We start from the raw sequence: 16652 nt of genomic DNA, 5'->3' as shown, positions 1-16652 counted from the left end.
TGGTTTAGTCAATAGTGGCATTTACACACTTTAGTTTTGCCCCTTGTTCTCGCTAGGAGAGTTCCGTATTTTTGTAAAGATCTAAAAAAGAAAGCCCTGTGAAAATTGTAATATCACCAGCCAAATCGCTCGATCTAGAAACTGCTTTACCGACTAACAAGCACACACAACCTGCTTTTCAGGCAGAGGCAGAGCGCCTCAACAAATTGCTAAAAAAGAAATCCGCCAAAGGACTTTCAAAACTGATGCACATTTCGGATGCTTTGGCGAGCTTGAATTACGAGCGTAATCAGGAGTGGTCATTGCCGTTTGATACCGATAACGCCAGGCCAGCCATGTTCACTTTTGCCGGAGACGTATATCGCGGTCTTGATGCTTTTACTATGGATGAGTCGGCCATTGACTTTGCACAGGACCACTTGCGAATCCTTTCTGGCCTCTACGGACTTTTAAAACCCTTAGATCTAATGCAAGCCTATCGTTTGGAGATGGGTACTAAAATGCCGGTGGGAGTTAAAAAGAACCTTTACGAATTCTGGAAGGACAAGATCACTAAACAGCTCAACGAAGAATTGACCTCAGATGACATTCTGGTCAACTTGGCGAGCAATGAGTACTTTAAAGCCATAGATGCCAAGAAACTCAAGGCTCAGGTGATAACCCCGGTGTTTAAAGAGTTCAAGAACGGTCAATACAAAACCATTGGAACCTTTGCCAAACCTGCTCGTGGAATGATGAGTCGTCACTTGATAGACACTCAAGGAACCACTATAGAAGATATAAAAGCTTTCAATAAAGAAGGTTACGGTTTCTCTGAGGAGCTTTCTACCGAGACAGAATTGGTGTTTACTCGATAACTAAAAAGAATTACTTAGTTTAGGGCGTGCCTTACTACATTCTTATTCTTTTGATCCAAGGTGTTTGTCTTTATCATATCTGGAAAACAGGTAGACCCTACTATTGGATTTTCGTCATAATATTTTTGCCACTCATAGGTGGTATTTTCTACATTTTGACACAAATGGTTCAGAAGAATGAGGTGGATAAGCTTCAACGTGACCTCACGGCCGTTATCAATCCAACCAAAAAGATCACTGACCTTAGAGCACAGCTGGACTTTGCCGATACCTTTCAAAATCGAGTTAATTTGGCCGATGCCTTACTCGAACAAGGTAATTATTCCGAAGCTGTTGGCCACTACAGGGATGCCCTTAGTGGAAATTTCTCTAACGACGTGCACGTGAAAATGCAATTAATTCGAGCCTACCAGGCCCAGGGAGAGACCGATTGGATCATTCAAGAGGCAGAAAGTATCAAAGAGCATCCAGAATTTTTAAAGTCACCAGTAGTACTTTATTATGCATTAGCCTTAGACGCTAAAGGAGACTCCGAAGCAGCGCAACCCTATTTTGAGAGTATTGATAAACGTTATTCGAATTATGCAGAGCGCGTTCAGTTGGCGCGGCATTATATCGATAAGGCAGAAGAGGAAAAGGCTCTTGCCATACTTGATGAAGTACTCGCAGAGGCCGCTACTATGGGTAAAGACAGCAGGAGACAGCATCGTATTGCTATCGGAGAAGCTCAAAAACTTCGACAATCCATTTAATGTTTCTACACAAACACCCGTATCCTCCCTATTTTCCCAAAGGTGCCACCAAAATGATAGTGGGCACCTTACCGCCACCGCGATTCAGTACAGGTGATTTAAAACCTGGTGATGTCAACTTCTGTTATGGTAGTATAGACGGGCAGCTTTGGCCTATCTTGGACAGGCTCTTTGGACTCGGGCTTAAATTTGAAACAACTGCGGCCGCAATCGAGCAACGGCAGACATTTCTAAAAGAGCGAGGTATAGCGATTTGCGATATAGTTCACGCTGCCAAACGCGAGAAAATAGACGCTTCAGATCTGGGAATGCAACAAGTGCAACTGCGACCACTTTTGGATTATCTGGAGCAATATTCAGCCATAGATACTTTGCTTTTTACGGGTGGTAACAGCAAGAATGGTCCTGAATATTTTTTTAGAAGACTCGTAAAACCCAGTGGTATCAAACTTGAAATCATTAGCGACGAGGTTCCAAGAATACACCAGTTTCAATGGGCTGGCAGAACTATTCGCACGGTGTCCTTAACAGCGCCTTCTGGGGCGGCTAATCGTGCTGTGGGCAGTTTGGATCTGTACAAACAACGCAAGGCTCAAGATCCTACATACAATACGCTAGATTTTAGGATAGATCAGTACAGACCTTTCTTTTAAGCAGCAAGTGTTTCTGTTTTCTCACTTATTTCTTCTTGATTTTAAATTAATTAGGCTTAAATTTAAAGGACGCATTACGATCTGTTTAGATCGCGCTCATTAATTGCTACCGATGAAGAACTTCGCCCTTACCATATTTGCAGTTTGTTTATCCTTTCATATGTCTGTGTTCGCACAAATAGAGCACGAACTTTCCTTTACCATCAAAAACTTTGGGGTGAATGTAGACGGTTCCTTCGGCGCATCCAAAGTGATGGGAACCCTAGATCTGAACAATCCGCAGCAAACAAAATTAGAAGCAACTGTAGATGTGAAGACCATAGATACAGGTAATTCAACCAGAGATGAGCACCTTAAAGAAGCGGAGTATTTCGATGCCGTAAACTTTCCCGAGATCAGATTTCGTTCTATCGCTTTGGCCGTTGTGGGCCTAAATAATTATCAGTTGTCCGGTATTCTAACTATCAAAGGCAGCTCCCAGGAGGTAGCCATACCGCTTGAATTGGAGACAGACGGCTCACAGTACTTAAAAGGGGAATTGTCTATAAATCGTTTAGACTTTGGAGTTGGTGGCAGAAGCCTTATCCTGTCTAAGACAGTAGTGATCAGTCTTCGATTAGAAGTTCCGAAATCGTGAGGACAACCCAAGCTGATGTACTTATAATTGGTGGGGGCTTGGCTGGCCTTTGCGCTGGAATAGATCTGGCCCAGGCAGGGTATGAGGTCTTGCTGTTTGAACCTAAAGCCTATCCAAGACACAAGGTTTGTGGAGAATACATCTCCAATGAAGTACTGCCGTATTTGAAATCATTGGGTTTTGACCCATTTGATCATGGGGCTGTTGCGATCTCCAATTTTTTATGGACCCATACGGATGGTAGATCTATTAGCGCCCGTTTGCCTTTAGGTGGATTTGGACTCAGTAGGTATACTGTGGAGTTGGAACTGTTTAACTTGGCCAAGGAAGCCGGAGTTGTTTTTATTACTGAGGCTGTAGTAGCAATCCAATCCGAACCCGATGGGGTTACTGCTAAGACCAGTAACGGGAAGTTGTTTCACGGACGAACTGGTATAGGGGCTTATGGTAAACGGTCTGTCTTGGATAAAAAGCTAGCCCGCGAGTTTATCGACGAGAAGGCCAATTTCATGGCTGCCAAGTGGCATGCCCGAGGGAGCTTCGATGCTACTTTGGTGGCCTTACACAATTTTAAAGGTGGTTACTGCGGAGTTTCGCGGGTGGAAGATGGCCTGATCAATTTCTGTTTTATTGCGACTTATGATGTTTTTAAAAAGCATAAAAACCTCAAAGAATTTATAAATCTGGAGCTTGCTTCAAATCCTGCTTTAAAGGAGTTGTTAGACCAAACCGATATGCAGTTTGAGCAACCGATCAGCATTGCGCAGATCTCATTTAAAGATAAACCTCCGGTAGAAGGGCATTAGCTCATGTGTGGAGACACAGCCGGTCTTATTCATCCATTAAGCGGTAATGGTATGAGTATGGCCATTCGTAGCGCTAGCCTCGCTGCATCAGAATTAAAGGCCTTTTTAAAAGGTAAAATTAACCGCGGAACAATGTTGGTTAATTATGAGAACCACTGGAAATCTGAATTCAACAAACGTTTGCGTATTGGGCGTATAGCCGCTCGAGTCTTTGCAAATCCAAAAGCGAGTAGCCTTAGTTTACAATTTTTAAAACTGATACCTGGACTATTGCCGTTTTTTATCAGGCAAACGCACGGAAAACTAAAACCAAAACACCTCCACAATGAAGCATAGATCACACGCAGCCGAGTGGATGGACGATTTAGAGATGGAAGGAGAACAACTCCGATCCACCTTAAAGACCTTGGCCAAGATCAATGCACGTCTTGGAGGCGATGCCGTGAGTTTGAAAGGTGTAAAGAAATTGATCAAGAACAGCACCTCTAAAACGGGACTGCATTTAATTGATCTGGGATGTGGTGAAGGCAGTCAACTGCGCCATTTGGCCAATTATAGTAGGAGGCATGAACTCAATTGGCAATTCACTGGGGTTGATGCCAACACGGCCTGTATAGCCTTTGCTCAAGAACGTTCTGTAGACTATCCTGAAATTACCTATCTTAAAGCTGATGTTTTTGAGTGGAATATGCCCAAATGTGACATCGTCTTGGCAACCTTGTTCATGCACCACTTCGACGATGAACAAATAATGCGTATGATCGAGAAAGCAAATGCTGAGGTTACTTTGGGTTGGGTAGTCAATGATCTGCATCGCAGCCCTATAGCTTATGGCTTGTTTTGGGCCTTGGGCTTATTTATCCGTAACGAAATGATCATGCACGACGGTTTGCTGTCTATAAAAAAAGGTTTTAAAAAAGAAGAATTAGAACATATGTCGAACTCCTTAAAGATGCAAAGTACCATTAGTTGGAACTGGGCGTATCGCTATTTGTGGTTATTGAGAAAATGAGTGTAAAGATTACAGCAGTTGCGAAAGCGCTACCCGAGTTTTCTCGAACCACTGACGAAATATTACCCTATGTTTCAGGGTGGTTAGGAGATCAGGATGATCGTTTTAGGCGTAAGGTTTTAAAGATCTTCGAGGGTGCCGGAGTATCGCAGCGTTATTCGATCATGGATGCTCCAGAGGTTTTTCGGCAAACTTCTTTTGAAGACAAGAATAGGCTGTTTGTAAAGGCAGCCATAGATCTAGGCAAAGAATCTCTTGAAAAAGCCTTGGAAAAGGCTCAATGGAAGCCCGAGGAACTCGATATGCTCATCACCGTGAGCTGCACCGGGATCATGATCCCAAGTTTAGATGCCTATTTGATCAATGAATTGGGCTTACGCCAAGATGTATTGCGTTTACCGGTCACAGAAATGGGCTGCGCAGCTGGGGTATCCGGAACCATTTATGCATATAATTTCCTTAAGGCAAATCCGAATAAGAAAGCAGCCGTTATTGCGGTGGAATCTCCTACAGCTACCTTTCAACACAGCGATTATTCCATGGCCAATATGGTTAGTGCTGCCATTTTCGGTGACGGTGCTGCCTGTGTTTTGCTCTCTTCTGCTGCGGAGGCGAATGGACCTGAAATACTCGGAGAAGGCATGTATCACTTTTACAATGCGACGCATCTAATGGGCTTTGATCTCACCAATCAGGGCTTGCAGATGATCCTCGATCCGGAGGTGCCCAATATGATCGGTTCTCATTTTGGCGATATTATACACCCCTTTTTAGAACAACACGGCAGCAGTATTGAAGCTGTGGAGCATTTGATCTTTCATCCGGGCGGACGTAAGATCGTGCAGACCGTAGACGAGCTCTTTGGCTCGCTCGGAAAATCAATTGCAGATACGCGAGCAGTGCTCGATCTGTACGGCAATATGTCCAGTGCAACGGTACTTTATGTATTGGAGCGATTTATGGAAAAAGATAATCCCGCAGGAACACAAGGCCTCATGCTAAGCTTTGGCCCTGGTTTTTCTGCACAACGCGTTTTATTACAATGGTAGGTCAAAGAAAATGGGCGCTCGTCCTTGGTGGATCTCGTGGTCTTGGTTTGGCTACGGCCAAAGAATTGGCGCGACTGGGCTATAGTTTGTTGTTGGTGCATCGCGATCCTAGAGCCTCTTTAGCTGAATTTGAAGAGGAAGTAGCCCGTTTAAGGTCCGAAGCAATTGCAGTCCACACTTTTAACAAAGATGCCACGCGAGCAGAAAGCATTGCCGATCTAGTAAGCAGTTTTAAGGATATACTTAAGCAAGACGAGTCCGTAGCAGTAATGATCCATGCTATTGCTAAAGGTCATGTAAAACCAATAACAACATCTGCTGCGTTATCGGGAGTTGATATGGCGATAACCTTAGAAGCCATGGCAAGTAGTTTACTGCTTTGGACCCAACAGTTACACAGTGCAGGGCTCTTTGCAACGGATACCCGAATTATTAGCTATACCAGCGAGGGCAGTCATAAAGCTTGGAAACATTATGCCGCTGTGGGCGCTGCTAAAGCAGCTTTAGAAGCCATTACCAGAAGTATTGCCTTAGAATTTGCACCTTTTGGCATTCGAGCAAATTGTATTCAGGCTGGAGTAGTGGATACCGAATCCCTGCGCCGAATTCCCAATGTAGAACAGATCTTGAAGTTCGCAACTGCCAGAAGTCCTTTTAAACGTTTAACCACTCCAGAAGATGTAGCCCGCGTGGCAGGCCTTTTGTGTCGCCCTGAGGCTGCTTGGATCAACGGAGCTGTAATTCCTGTCGATGGGGGAGCGCATATCCAATAGTCGTGTAGTTATATCTGGCATGGGGGTGGTGGCTCCCAACGGGATTGGTTTATCCGATTTTGAAAAGGCCTTGCGCAATGGTATATCGGGTATTGAGTTTATACCGCGTTTGGCGGCGCTTAATTTTGGTTGTCAAGTAGGAGGGATTCCACCTATAACTCAAGAGCATATCGATGCTTGTTTTAGTCCGCTGCAACTTAGAAATTTTAACAGCGACGGTATCATTTACGGCATGATAGCAGCGCATGAGGCTTGGCGAAATGCTGGCCTTGAGCCCGAATCCGAATCTTTAGACCCCGATACAGGAGTCATTTTTGGTACCGGTACTTCGGGCATTGAAAAACTTAACGAATCCATAAAACTTGTCGACGCTCAGAAAGTTAGGCGCCTGGGGAGTAATGTGGTCATTCAAACCATGGCCAGCGGTGTAAGCGCATTTATTGCAGGTCATATTGCCGCAGGCAATCAGGTGAGCACAAATTCGTCTGCTTGTACCACAGGAACCGAAGCCCTGCTAATGGGTTACAGGCATATAAAGGCGGGTTACGCCAAACGCATGTTGGTGGGCGCTACTTGTGAGCATGGTCCTTATCTCTGGGGAGGTTTTGATGCGATGCGAGTCACTAATTATCGGCATAACGACAAGCCAGAACAGGCTTCAAGACCTTTAAGCGAGACTGCTGGAGGCTTAGTCCCTGGCGCAGGAGCAGGAGCCTTTGTCCTGGAAAGTTTGGAGGCCGCCTTAGAACGCGGAGCGCCTATAATTGCAGAAGTGCTCGGCGGGCAGATCAATTCTGGAGGGCAGCGCGGCGGAGGCACGCTTACCGCTCCAAATCCGGAGGCGGTTAAAAGCTGCATTAAAGATAGTTTGGTCATGTCTGGCATTGAGGGAGCGCAAATAGATCTGATCAATGGGCATTTAACAGCAACAGTTAAAGACCCGGATGAGGTGGCCGCTTGGGCTGCTGCTCTTGGACGAGATAAGTCCAACTTTCCGTATTTACAAGCGACCAAGAGTCTGGTAGGCCATTGCTTGTCAGGTTCCGGAGCCGTGGAGCTTGTGGCCACAACTTTACAACTTCAGAGAGGTTTTGTGCATCCTTCGATCAATTCAGAGGACCTGCATCCGCAGATAGCAAAATGGGTTCCTCGCGAAAAGATTCCGCAGCAAGCCATCGATGTACAATTAGACAGAGCTATCAAGGCTAGTTTTGGTTTTGGCGATGTAAATGCTTGTGTCGTATTGCGTCGCTATAATTCGTAACTTCAAGGCATACTATCACCGCAAATGTTTTTCCTCAATGAATGATGCTCAATTCTTCGATCGGCTAAAAGAGATCATAAGTCCTTATTTACAGAATCAAGAAGCCTTTAAAACACTAACTGCAGAGACGCGATTTATAGAAGACCTGCAGATCAACTCCGCCAATTTGGTCGATGTTGTCTTAGATGTTGAAGATGCCTTTGACATAGAGATCGATAACGACTCTATGGAAAAGATGCTGACCGTTGAAAGTTCTTTGGCGGTAATCAAAGAAAAACTGGGAGCATGATCGGAAACGATGTTGTAGATCTTACTATCAGCGAATTTAAGTCAGAGCAGCGTTTTTGGCGTTATGCAAATAAGATGTGCTCTGCCAGTGAGCAAGCTCAATTTGGCGTTTTTGAAGCGCGAGACATTTCTATTTGGCGGTTTTGGAGCTTAAAGGAAGCAGCTTTTAAAGCAGCTGTACGTTTGGGTTATGCTGAGGATTTTAGCCCCTCCAGGACTCAAGTCGTACTTTTAGACAATACCCAGTCGAAGATCTCCTTAGGCGATCTTGAGTTTTTAGGAATCTCTGAGTTAAGTGGTGATTGTTTGTATGCTGAGGTCCGACACTGCTCCGCAGCATTAAAAAAAGTAAGTAGAAGATCCGCAGATAATCCAAGAGCAATCGAATATAAAGGGTGCTTGCCTTATGTATCAATGGGGAGAGATACACTTTATCCTGCAAGTCTCAGTCACCACGGCAAGTATTACCGTTTAATTTATTGGTCCGCATGAAAGATTTTAAAGCCTTTGTGATGCAAAAATTACAGGTCGATAAGCGACTCTTGGCAGTTTATGTGGTACTTTATTTTGCGTGGGGGATGGGAATGGATTGGTTTGGTGCCACAGTCCAGATAGCGACCTTTACCTATTGGTGGCAGGTGATCACAGTTTATTTGCTCTATATGATCCCGATTTCACTAATCTTACGAGGTCTGCCTTTCCATATGCAATACGCTTACGGGCTTATTGCTATGGGGCTTTTGGAATTTGGGGGTTATGCGCTAGAAACTTCAATTGCTTTTCCGAACAATATCTTAGACCAGTTCTTCGGAGAGCGAAACTTTGCTCTTGCTATGGCCTTGTTCTTTGCACTTTATTTCCCTTTGGGGAATTGGGCCGTTAGTAAGATCTACAGTTTAATATGGCCTAATCAGGGCGGATCGCCTTCATAAAATCTGCGATCCCTGCAATTCCTTTTTCACGAAGCATTTTAATAAAAGCCGACCCGATGATGGCTCCTTTAGCCTTGCGTGTTGCGGCCTTGAACGTATCGGCACTGCTAATACCAAATCCGACTATACACTCACTTTTAAGTTCCATAGCGGCTATACGATCAAAATAGGCAGTGGTCTGCTGGGAGAAACCACTTTGCGCTCCTGTAGTGCTGGCAGTGCTCACCATATAGATAAAACTATTGGAGGCTGCATCGATCTGACGAATACGCGCTTCTGAGGTCTGTGGCGTAATTAAGAAGACCATGTCCAAATTGTATTTGTCAAAGAGTGCCTTGTATTCCAATTCGTATTCGCGCAGCGGCAGATCTGGAATGATAAGCCCATCTATGCCGAGTTCATTGCAGCGTTTGCAAAATTCTTCCATCCCATACTGCATCATCGGGTTGAAATACCCCATAATGATCAAGGGAATAGCAACCTGTTCACGGATGCCTTCCAATTGTTCAAACAATTTGGCGGTAGTCATACCGTTTCGCAAGGCGTCTGTAGAGCTTTCTTGTATAGTAGGGCCGTCTGCTAGTGGGTCGCTAAAAGGTAGGCCGATCTCGATCATATCGGCTCCAGATTCTTCCAGATTCTTGATGATGTTCACGGTGTCTTCCAATTTTGGAAAGCCTGCTGTAAAGTATATGGAAAGTAATTTTTTGTCTTGCTGTAAGGCCTGTTGAATTCTATTCATCGCTGAGGCTTAGAGTTTAAAGTATTCGATATAAGTATTGAGGTCTTTGTCGCCACGCCCGGAAAGATTTACCACCACAACATCATCTGCCTTGAATTTGCGCTCTTCAAAAATGGCAAAGGCGTGCGAGGTTTCAATAGCTGGAATTATTCCTTCCAATTGACTTAAAAGAAGACCAGCTTCCATAGCCGCTTTATCGGTAATAGAAATGAATTCGGCGCGCCCGCTTGCGTACAGGTGTGCATGCATAGGCCCTATTCCTGGATAGTCCAAACCGGCAGAGATAGAGTATGGCTCTGTGATCTGGCCGTCATCGGTTTGCATGAGCAATGTCTTACTCCCGTGTATAATACCCGATTTCCCCAACTGCGAAGTTGCGGCACTCTCGCCAGTATTCACACCTTTTCCTGCAGCCTCTACTGCAATGAGTCCAACTTCTGGGGTGTTGAGGTATTCGTAATAGGCTCCAGCAGCATTAGAACCACCACCTACACAGGCCACCACATAATCTGGGTTTTCACGCCCTTCTTTTTCGTGGAGTTGTGTTTTTATCTCCTGAGAGATCACGGCCTGAAAGCGGGCCACCATATCCGGATACGGATGCGGCCCAACAACGCTACCAATAATATAGTGCGTGTCTACCGGATTGTTGATCCAATCGCGGATGGCTTCATTGGTCGCATCTTTAAGCGTTTTTGAACCTGATTCGGCCGGAACAACCTTGGCGCCCAACATTTTCATTCGCGCTACGTTGGGAGCTTGACGTTTAATGTCTATTGCACCCATATAAACGATACACTCCATACCCATGAGTGCACATACAGTAGCTGTGGCCACCCCGTGTTGACCCGCTCCGGTTTCTGCTATGATGCGTTTTTTGCCCAAGCGTTTGGCCATTAAGATCTGCCCAATGGTGTTGTTTACTTTATGGGCTCCGGTATGACAAAGATCCTCGCGTTTTAAGTAGACTTTACAGCCGTAATGTTCTGAGAATCTCTTGGCATAGTAAAGTGGAGTAGGTCTGCCCACATAGTCTTTAAGCAAGGCGTGAAACTCTTCTTGAAAAGCAGGGTCCGAGGCTATTTGAATATAATTTTGACGCAATTCCTCCACATTTGGATAGAGCATCTCTGGGATAAAAGCGCCACCAAAATCTCCGTAATAACCGTGCTGGTCTACATTATAGTTCATAATTCATCAAGGTCTTTAATTCATCAATTTTTTTTAATCCGGGTTCTGATTCGAACTTGCTGTTCACATCGATCGCCATAATAGGTAGCGAAGATTGCAGCAGTTCTTTTACCGCTGGGAGTTCTTCCAACCCAATACCGCCACTAATTACAATGGGTAGCTCACTTCGGTAAGCGTTGAGTAGTTTCCAATCAAAGGTCTTGCCGTTGCCACCTGGAGCAGCTCCGCGGGTATCGAACAAGAAGGCATCGACTAGCTCTTCAAACGGTTTCAGCTTTTTAAAATCAAATTTTTCTCCAACGGAAAAGACTTTCCAAAAGTCAATGTCGGTATGAACCAGCTCGCGTAAAAGGCTTATGTATTGTTGGTCTTCTTTGCCGTGTAATTGGACCACATTCAGCTCATGAGCTTCAATTTGTTGCAGTACATACCCTTTTGGGGCATCTACAAAAACCCCAACTTTTTTAATTCCCTCAGGAACTGCAACAGGGTCTGCTTTCATATACCTTGGAGACTTCTCGTAAAAGATAAAACCGATATAATCTGGCTTTAAGTCCGTAAGTGCTGCTATATTTTTCGCCTCGCGCATGCCGCATACTTTAATCTTCATTGCGCTGATTTTTTAAAGCGTTTACAAATGCAGCAGCTGCTTCACCAGGGTTTTCTGAACGCATGAAATGTTCTCCCATCAAAAAGCCTTTAAAACCTGCTTGGCCCAGCATGGCAACTGTATTAGGGTCGCTCAGTCCACTTTCAGAGATCGGAGTGAACTCTTGCGGTATCTGCTGCAGCAGGTCCAAACTGGTTTGCACATTTACCGTAAAGGTCTTCAAGTTCCTATTATTGACTCCTATTAGATCTACTTCTGGGATGAGGTTGGCTTGCAACTCGGCCTCATTATGAACCTCTAACAAGACTTCCATCCCAAGGGATTTGGTCTTTTTGGCTAACATCTGCAATCGGGCGGGTTCTAAACAAGCCGCTATTAATAATATAACATCTGCACCGTGGGCTTTGGCCTCTGTTATTTGATACGGATCTATCACAAATTCTTTTCTGAGCAAAGGCATGTTCGCGCTTGCTCTTGCTTGGCTTAGATCTTCTAAAGAACCTCCAAAGAAAGGTCCGTTGGTAAGGACAGACATTCCGCTGATCCCTGCAGCTTGATACCCTGAAGCAACCTCGCTTACCTGGGCCTTAAAGTTTATCGAAGGCTTACTGGGTGAGCGTCGTTTGAACTCCGCAATTATACCTGTGGAGCTTTCGTTCAACGCATTTTTAAGAGAAATGCAAGGTCTGTTGAAAAGTGGAGCCGACTCCCAATAACTCTCTGGAAAGCTTTGTTTTCTGCGGATGAGATCTTGAGCTTGCTGCGCTACTATGCGTTCTAAGATATCCATACTATGCGTTGGTTAGAGCAACTAATTGATTCAAATGTTTCTCGGCCATACCGCTTTTTAGCGTTTCTAAGGCTTTTTCAAAACCTTGCTTTGGCGTACAGCCCTTTACGGTAGCAATAGCCATACCTGCATTGGCAGCCACTACGTGGTTCTGCGCATCGGTGCCTTGTCCAGATAAGACAGTCTTAAAAATGCTAGCAGCCTCTTCTACCGTATCGCCTCCAAAGATATCCTCCGCAGTAATACTATTAACACCAAAATCTTCTGGGGTTAATTGCTGCTCAAAACGGTTGCTGATAACTCGCGTAGCTCCAGTCAAGGATATTTCATCATAACCGTCTAATGCATGTAAAATGGTGTAATTCTTTGCTGATTGCTGATACAGATAACCGTAAACACGAGCCAATTCTAAATTGAAAACTCCAACGAGTTGGTTCTTCGGAAAGGCGGGATTCACCATAGGTCCCAACATATTGAAAAAGGTCTTTACGCCTAAAGCCTTGCGAATGCCACCAACATTTTTCATAGCTGGGTGAAAAAGCGGTGCGTGCAAGACGCAAATATTAGCTTCGTCCAGGCAGCGTTTTAAGATGTCGGTATCATTGGTAAATTTTACCCCCATATGTTCCATCACGTTACTGCTGCCGCTAACAGATGAAACTCCGTAATTCCCGTGTTTAGTAACCTGCACTCCAGAGGCAGCGGTCACAAAGGAAGCCAGGGTAGAGATATTAAAGGTGTTCTTGCCGTCGCCACCTGTACCGCAAAGGTCAATGGTGTTGTAATCTTCTACGGGAACCGCAATGCAGAGTTCCAAGAGCGCATCGCGGAAACCTTGAAGCTCATCTACAGTAATGCTGCGCATCATGTAGACAGTTAAAAAAGCGGCGATCTGTGCTTCGTTATATTGTCCGGCAGAGATATTGATCAAAATATCGCGGGCTTCTTCTTTACTCAATATTTCCTGATTGATCAGGCGATTCAAAACAGCCTTCATCTATTCTTTATTGTTTTGGTTTAACCAGTTTTTGATCATGCTTTTCCCATGCGGAGTCAGTACAGATTCAGGATGAAATTGTACCCCTCTTAAGTCGTATTTTTTATGCCTTAGGGCCATGATCTGCCCAGACTCATCTACCGCGGTGATCTCTAGATCTTGTGGGAAATCTTCGCGAGCAACAACCCAAGAATGATAGCGACCTACTTGAAAATTCTTAGGTAGGCCTGCAAAGAGTGGTTCGTCATCTACTAAACGCTCTACGTGCGTCCCAACGCCGTGGAATACTTGATCCAAATTGATCAGCGATCCACCAAAAACCTCACCGATGGCCTGTTGTCCTAAACAAACACCAAGCATGGATTTGGTAGAAGCATAGCGTTCTACTACAGCTTTGAGTAGCCCGGCTTCCTCTGGTATTCCAGGCCCAGGAGACAAAACTATTTTATCAAAGTCGGCTACATCTTCCAGCTCGAACTGGTCGTTCCTCCATACGGTGACATCGTCTACAAACTCGCGGATATAGTGTACCAAATTGTACACAAAGCTGTCGTAATTGTCGATCACTAATATCTTCATCTTATAAATTTTCTGCGAGTTCGAGGGCCTTGTTCAAAGCCCCTAATTTGTTGTATACTTCTTGTAATTCTTTCTCCGGATCGCTGTCGGTCACAATTCCAGCCCCTGCCTGATAATGCAATTGGTGGTTCTTGCTCACAAAGGATCTAATAATGATGGCGTGGTTAAAGTTGCCTTTAAAGTCCATAAAGCCAATAGCGCCTCCGTAGAAACTGCGATTTATGTTCTCGTACTTTTCTAAAAGCTGCATGGCCATATGTTTGGGCGCACCGCTTAAGGTTCCCGCGGGGAAGGTATCGGCGACGATCTGCATGGTAGGGGTTTCGGGGTTTTTAGTTCCCACTACTTTACTCACCAAGTGGATCACATGCGAAAAGAACTGTACCTCTTTGTAGGTGGCTACTTGAATGTCTGTTCCATGTCGGCTTAGGTCGTTACGGGCCAGGTCTACGAGCATCACATGTTCACTGTTCTCTTTTTCATCGGCGGCCAACTCTAAAGCCAGTGCTGCATCTTGCTCATCGTTACCAGTTCGTCTAAAAGTCCCTGCAATTGGGTGGATCTCTGTCATACCGTCTTTGACCACCAATTGCGCCTCAGGAGAACTTCCAAAGATCTTGAAGTTACCGTAGTCAAAGTAGAAGAGGTAAGGAGAAGGGTTAACACTGCGCAAGGCTCTGTATACGTTAAACTCATCGCCGGTAAAGCTTTGTGAGTAGCGTTTAGACGGAACTATCTGAAATACATCGCCGCGATTGCAGTGCTTTTTACACTGTTCTACCAAGGCCATGAATTCTTCGTCGGTTGTGTTGGTAGTAACCGATCCACTTTTTTGAAAGGGGTATTTTTTATTCGTAGTGCTGCGGATGAGCTGTTCCAAGGCGTCCAGATTGTCTGGCCCATCATAACAATGAGCGAACAAATAAGCCTGGTTATTAAAGTGATTTATGGCAATGATATTCTGGTAGACAGCATAGTATATATCTGGAATTTCAAGATCGCCTTCTTTTTTGCTGATCTGAATATCTTCAAAATACTGCACGGCATCATAAGCGATAAAACCAAACAACCCATGATTTATGAATTTGTAGTCCTCACTGTCCACCTCAAATTGCGCCGCAAAGTCCGCAATAGCTGCCGGAACATCGACATTTGAGGTAATGGTCTCTTGAGTCGCGCTGCCATCAGGGTAATTGCAGTGGATCTCATTATTAGCGACCTTGATGCTGGCAATTGGGTTGCAACAGATATAGCTAAAACTGTTGTCGTTAGCATGATAGTCGCTACTTTCCAAAAGCAAGCTGTTTGGGAACCTATCCCGCAACTGCAAATAGATAGAAACCGGCGTTAGCGTATCGGCCAGAAGCTGTTTGCTGTGTGTTTTTAAAGTAAATCTCTGCATGTCTTTAATAAAAAAAGACCTGTCGTGAGCGACAAGTCTTTGGTATGTTTAACGTATACAATCAGACGATCAGCCTCACGAGCTTGTGCTTTGAGCTGACCACCACCAAGTATTTACGTTTATTTGCTTCATTTGAGTTTCAAAGATAAATAGTCTGATTATAAATTCAAACCATCAGCATAAAAAAATCCCACCTTTAACAGGCGGGATTCTTCTCTTGGGAATGGATCCTATTAAAAGGATAGATTTACAGTCAAGTCAAAATCATCATAGATGGTCTTGTCTCCTAGATTGTCGAAGAAGCTTCCTGAACCGTAACGCACATCGAACTTAGAACGGTCAATAGTAACATTAGCTGTCATATTGGTTCCATCTTTAGTAATGTCGAAGGTGATCGGGTTGGTCTTTCCTTTAATGGTAAGATCTGCGTTCACCGTGTAGGTGTTTCCGTTTCTAGCAGCGTTCTTAACAGTTAAGGTCGCTGTAGGGAAGGCTTCAACACCAAAAAAGTCGTCAGACTTCAAGTGTCCTTCTAGTTTTTCTTTTCCTTTTCCTGCCTGAAGGTCGGTTACATTGATACTGGTCATATCGATAACGAATTCTCCACCTACCATGGATTCTCCGTCCATCATGAAGTAACCGCTCTTAAGGTTGATAGTACCTTCGTGCTGTCCAGTAACTTTTTTACCTACCCAGGTAATAGTACTGTCTTTTACCATAAGCTTTTCAACAGTAGAAGTGTTGAATGCGCTAAAGGCGATGGCTAGCAACAACAAAGCTGCTGTTTTTACGTGATTTCTCATTAGAGTTGTTTTTAAAATTTATGAATGTATGTTATTTAAATAGGTATTCAATTGCTCCAGTTCACTCAGATCTAATTGATTGAGCATCTGCTGATTGTTCGATTCTACAATAGGGTCTAAAACACCTAAAAGTTCAAGCCCTTGTTCTGTGATAAATAGTTCCACCTTTCTTCTGTTGGCGGCGCATATTTGTCTTTTGACCAGCCCTTTTTTAAGCAGCTTGTCTATTAGGCGTGTGGTATTGCTGTTAGGATCTACCATGCGCTCCGTTACTGTAGACAGATTGGCTGGATTGCCTCCCTGACCGCGTAATATCCGCAGTACATTATATTGTTGAATACTCAGCTCATAGCCTTTCAGAATACGATTTACCGATTCTTCAATGACCCGCGCACGATACATTAGGTTGATCACCGTTTTGGTGTGCAACTGCATCGGCTTGGTGGCTTTGATAATAGATTCAATCTCCATAATTGTCCTAACAACTATTGTATATACAAATGTATAATGAAAAA

Annotated in this window: 22 protein-coding genes; 13 read left to right on the top strand and 9 right to left on the bottom strand. The window is 44.4% G+C overall.

All coding sequences use genetic code 11. The features are described from left to right. Nucleotides 1-98: 98 nt before the first annotated feature. The 13 genes from yaaA to BTO09_RS02455 all read left to right on the top strand — a co-directional run bounded on the left by yaaA (nt 99) and on the right by BTO09_RS02455 (nt 9023). Nucleotides 99-857 (top strand): peroxide stress protein YaaA, encoded by a 759-nt coding sequence (yaaA, locus tag BTO09_RS02510; protein WP_087523161.1) that lies wholly within the window; start codon nt 99-101, stop codon nt 855-857. Between the two features lie 164 nt (nt 858-1021). Beyond that, nucleotides 1022-1609, top strand: coding sequence for a hypothetical protein (locus BTO09_RS02505; RefSeq protein WP_087523160.1), 588 nt, complete (start codon nt 1022-1024; stop codon nt 1607-1609). Next, a complete protein-coding gene (locus BTO09_RS02500; protein WP_087523159.1) occupies nt 1609-2262 on the top strand; it encodes a uracil-DNA glycosylase family protein in 654 nt (217 codons plus the stop codon). Before BTO09_RS02505 ends, BTO09_RS02500 begins: the two co-directional genes overlap by 1 nt. A gap of 112 nt (nt 2263-2374) precedes the next feature. Further along, nucleotides 2375-2899: a YceI family protein gene (locus tag BTO09_RS02495; protein WP_087523158.1), complete on the top strand. Its 525-nt coding sequence runs from the start codon at nt 2375-2377 to the stop codon at nt 2897-2899. After that, a complete protein-coding gene (locus tag BTO09_RS02490; protein ID WP_198356519.1) occupies nt 2896-3705 on the top strand; it encodes an NAD(P)/FAD-dependent oxidoreductase in 810 nt (269 codons plus the stop codon). The genes BTO09_RS02495 and BTO09_RS02490 overlap by 4 nt, the downstream gene beginning before the upstream one ends. Before the next feature lie 3 nt (nt 3706-3708). Beyond that, nucleotides 3709-4041 carry an NAD(P)/FAD-dependent oxidoreductase gene (locus BTO09_RS14520; protein ID WP_198356518.1) on the top strand — a complete coding sequence of 111 codons (333 nt, stop codon included), beginning with the start codon at nt 3709-3711 and terminating at the stop codon, nt 4039-4041. Next, a complete protein-coding gene (locus BTO09_RS02485) occupies nt 4031-4717 on the top strand; it encodes a methyltransferase domain-containing protein (protein WP_087523157.1) in 687 nt (228 codons plus the stop codon). Before BTO09_RS14520 ends, BTO09_RS02485 begins: the two co-directional genes overlap by 11 nt. Then, on the top strand, nt 4714-5766 hold the full coding sequence (locus tag BTO09_RS02480; protein ID WP_087523156.1) for a type III polyketide synthase: 1053 nt from the start codon (nt 4714-4716) through the stop codon (nt 5764-5766). The genes BTO09_RS02485 and BTO09_RS02480 overlap by 4 nt, the downstream gene beginning before the upstream one ends. After that, nucleotides 5760-6539 (top strand): SDR family oxidoreductase, encoded by a 780-nt coding sequence (locus tag BTO09_RS02475; protein ID WP_087523155.1) that lies wholly within the window; start codon nt 5760-5762, stop codon nt 6537-6539. The genes BTO09_RS02480 and BTO09_RS02475 overlap by 7 nt, the downstream gene beginning before the upstream one ends. Then, nucleotides 6517-7803: a beta-ketoacyl synthase gene (locus BTO09_RS02470; RefSeq protein WP_087523154.1), complete on the top strand. Its 1287-nt coding sequence runs from the start codon at nt 6517-6519 to the stop codon at nt 7801-7803. Before BTO09_RS02475 ends, BTO09_RS02470 begins: the two co-directional genes overlap by 23 nt. 37 nt (nt 7804-7840) lie before the next feature. After that, entirely contained in the window at nt 7841-8092 is a 252-nt protein-coding gene (locus BTO09_RS02465; RefSeq protein WP_087523153.1) for an acyl carrier protein, read from the top strand. Continuing rightward, nucleotides 8089-8583, top strand: coding sequence for a 4'-phosphopantetheinyl transferase superfamily protein (locus tag BTO09_RS02460; protein ID WP_087523152.1), 495 nt, complete (start codon nt 8089-8091; stop codon nt 8581-8583). The genes BTO09_RS02465 and BTO09_RS02460 overlap by 4 nt, the downstream gene beginning before the upstream one ends. Continuing rightward, entirely contained in the window at nt 8580-9023 is a 444-nt protein-coding gene (locus BTO09_RS02455) for a hypothetical protein (protein ID WP_087523151.1), read from the top strand. The genes BTO09_RS02460 and BTO09_RS02455 overlap by 4 nt, the downstream gene beginning before the upstream one ends. Here the strand turns inward: BTO09_RS02455 and trpA are convergent. From trpA to BTO09_RS02410, 9 genes are all read right to left on the bottom strand, one after another. Further along, nucleotides 8998-9765 (bottom strand): tryptophan synthase subunit alpha, encoded by a 768-nt coding sequence (gene trpA / locus BTO09_RS02450; RefSeq protein ID WP_087523150.1) that lies wholly within the window; start codon nt 9763-9765, stop codon nt 8998-9000. The two genes, BTO09_RS02455 and trpA, sit on opposite strands and share 26 nt — an antisense overlap. A gap of 9 nt (nt 9766-9774) precedes the next feature. Further along, on the bottom strand, nt 9775-10956 hold the full coding sequence (gene trpB / locus BTO09_RS02445; RefSeq protein WP_087523149.1) for a tryptophan synthase subunit beta: 1182 nt from the start codon (nt 10954-10956) through the stop codon (nt 9775-9777). Next, nucleotides 10946-11566: a phosphoribosylanthranilate isomerase gene (locus tag BTO09_RS02440; RefSeq protein ID WP_087523148.1), complete on the bottom strand. Its 621-nt coding sequence runs from the start codon at nt 11564-11566 to the stop codon at nt 10946-10948. The genes trpB and BTO09_RS02440 overlap by 11 nt, the downstream gene beginning before the upstream one ends. Beyond that, on the bottom strand, nt 11556-12356 hold the full coding sequence (gene trpC / locus BTO09_RS02435; RefSeq protein ID WP_087523147.1) for an indole-3-glycerol phosphate synthase TrpC: 801 nt from the start codon (nt 12354-12356) through the stop codon (nt 11556-11558). The genes BTO09_RS02440 and trpC overlap by 11 nt, the downstream gene beginning before the upstream one ends. A 1-nt stretch (nt 12357) precedes the next feature. Then, nucleotides 12358-13353 (bottom strand): anthranilate phosphoribosyltransferase, encoded by a 996-nt coding sequence (gene trpD, locus BTO09_RS02430; RefSeq protein ID WP_087523146.1) that lies wholly within the window; start codon nt 13351-13353, stop codon nt 12358-12360. Next, a complete protein-coding gene (locus BTO09_RS02425) occupies nt 13354-13932 on the bottom strand; it encodes an aminodeoxychorismate/anthranilate synthase component II (RefSeq protein ID WP_087523145.1) in 579 nt (192 codons plus the stop codon). It abuts the gene before it with no gap. A 1-nt stretch (nt 13933) separates the two neighbouring features. After that, complete coding sequence (locus BTO09_RS02420; RefSeq protein ID WP_087523144.1) at nt 13934-15334, bottom strand: anthranilate synthase component I family protein; 1401 nt, start codon at nt 15332-15334, stop codon at nt 13934-13936. Nucleotides 15335-15567: 233 nt separating this feature from the next. Beyond that, complete coding sequence (locus BTO09_RS02415) at nt 15568-16137, bottom strand: YceI family protein (RefSeq protein WP_087523143.1); 570 nt, start codon at nt 16135-16137, stop codon at nt 15568-15570. Nucleotides 16138-16155: 18 nt separating this feature from the next. Further along, on the bottom strand, nt 16156-16608 hold the full coding sequence (locus BTO09_RS02410; RefSeq protein WP_087523142.1) for a MarR family winged helix-turn-helix transcriptional regulator: 453 nt from the start codon (nt 16606-16608) through the stop codon (nt 16156-16158). Nucleotides 16609-16652: the final 44 nt, after the last annotated feature.

It is taken from the genome of Gilvibacter sp. SZ-19 (assembly GCF_002163875.1).
In the GTDB taxonomy this organism is placed as follows: Bacteria; Bacteroidota; Bacteroidia; order Flavobacteriales; family Flavobacteriaceae; genus Gilvibacter.
The sequence above is the reverse complement of the archived record's forward strand: the minus strand, read 5'-3'. Positions and strand labels throughout refer to the sequence as shown.

Excerpts from the sequence above, each read along its gene's own strand:
- BTO09_RS02505 (WP_087523160.1), top strand. The coding sequence starts at position 1,022 with ATGGTTCAGAAGAATGAGGTGGATAAGCTTCAACGTGACCTCACGGCC.
- BTO09_RS02500 (WP_087523159.1), top strand. The coding sequence starts at position 1,609 with ATGTTTCTACACAAACACCCGTATCCTCCCTATTTTCCCAAAGGTGCC.
- BTO09_RS02495 (WP_087523158.1), top strand. The coding sequence starts at position 2,375 with ATGAAGAACTTCGCCCTTACCATATTTGCAGTTTGTTTATCCTTTCAT.
- BTO09_RS14520 (WP_198356518.1), top strand. The coding sequence starts at position 3,709 with ATGTGTGGAGACACAGCCGGTCTTATTCATCCATTAAGCGGTAATGGT.
- BTO09_RS02485 (WP_087523157.1), top strand. The coding sequence starts at position 4,031 with ATGAAGCATAGATCACACGCAGCCGAGTGGATGGACGATTTAGAGATG.
- BTO09_RS02480 (WP_087523156.1), top strand. The coding sequence starts at position 4,714 with ATGAGTGTAAAGATTACAGCAGTTGCGAAAGCGCTACCCGAGTTTTCT.
- BTO09_RS02475 (WP_087523155.1), top strand. The coding sequence starts at position 5,760 with ATGGTAGGTCAAAGAAAATGGGCGCTCGTCCTTGGTGGATCTCGTGGT.
- BTO09_RS02470 (WP_087523154.1), top strand. The coding sequence starts at position 6,517 with ATGGGGGAGCGCATATCCAATAGTCGTGTAGTTATATCTGGCATGGGG.
- BTO09_RS02465 (WP_087523153.1), top strand. The coding sequence starts at position 7,841 with ATGAATGATGCTCAATTCTTCGATCGGCTAAAAGAGATCATAAGTCCT.
- BTO09_RS02460 (WP_087523152.1), top strand. The coding sequence starts at position 8,089 with ATGATCGGAAACGATGTTGTAGATCTTACTATCAGCGAATTTAAGTCA.
- BTO09_RS02455 (WP_087523151.1), top strand. The coding sequence starts at position 8,580 with ATGAAAGATTTTAAAGCCTTTGTGATGCAAAAATTACAGGTCGATAAG.
- trpA (WP_087523150.1), bottom strand. The coding sequence starts at position 9,765 with ATGAATAGAATTCAACAGGCCTTACAGCAAGACAAAAAATTACTTTCC.
- trpB (WP_087523149.1), bottom strand. The coding sequence starts at position 10,956 with ATGAACTATAATGTAGACCAGCACGGTTATTACGGAGATTTTGGTGGC.
- BTO09_RS02440 (WP_087523148.1), bottom strand. The coding sequence starts at position 11,566 with ATGAAGATTAAAGTATGCGGCATGCGCGAGGCGAAAAATATAGCAGCA.
- trpC (WP_087523147.1), bottom strand. The coding sequence starts at position 12,356 with ATGGATATCTTAGAACGCATAGTAGCGCAGCAAGCTCAAGATCTCATC.
- trpD (WP_087523146.1), bottom strand. The coding sequence starts at position 13,353 with ATGAAGGCTGTTTTGAATCGCCTGATCAATCAGGAAATATTGAGTAAA.
- BTO09_RS02425 (WP_087523145.1), bottom strand. The coding sequence starts at position 13,932 with ATGAAGATATTAGTGATCGACAATTACGACAGCTTTGTGTACAATTTG.
- BTO09_RS02420 (WP_087523144.1), bottom strand. The coding sequence starts at position 15,334 with ATGCAGAGATTTACTTTAAAAACACACAGCAAACAGCTTCTGGCCGAT.
- BTO09_RS02415 (WP_087523143.1), bottom strand. The coding sequence starts at position 16,137 with ATGAGAAATCACGTAAAAACAGCAGCTTTGTTGTTGCTAGCCATCGCC.
- BTO09_RS02410 (WP_087523142.1), bottom strand. The coding sequence starts at position 16,608 with ATGGAGATTGAATCTATTATCAAAGCCACCAAGCCGATGCAGTTGCAC.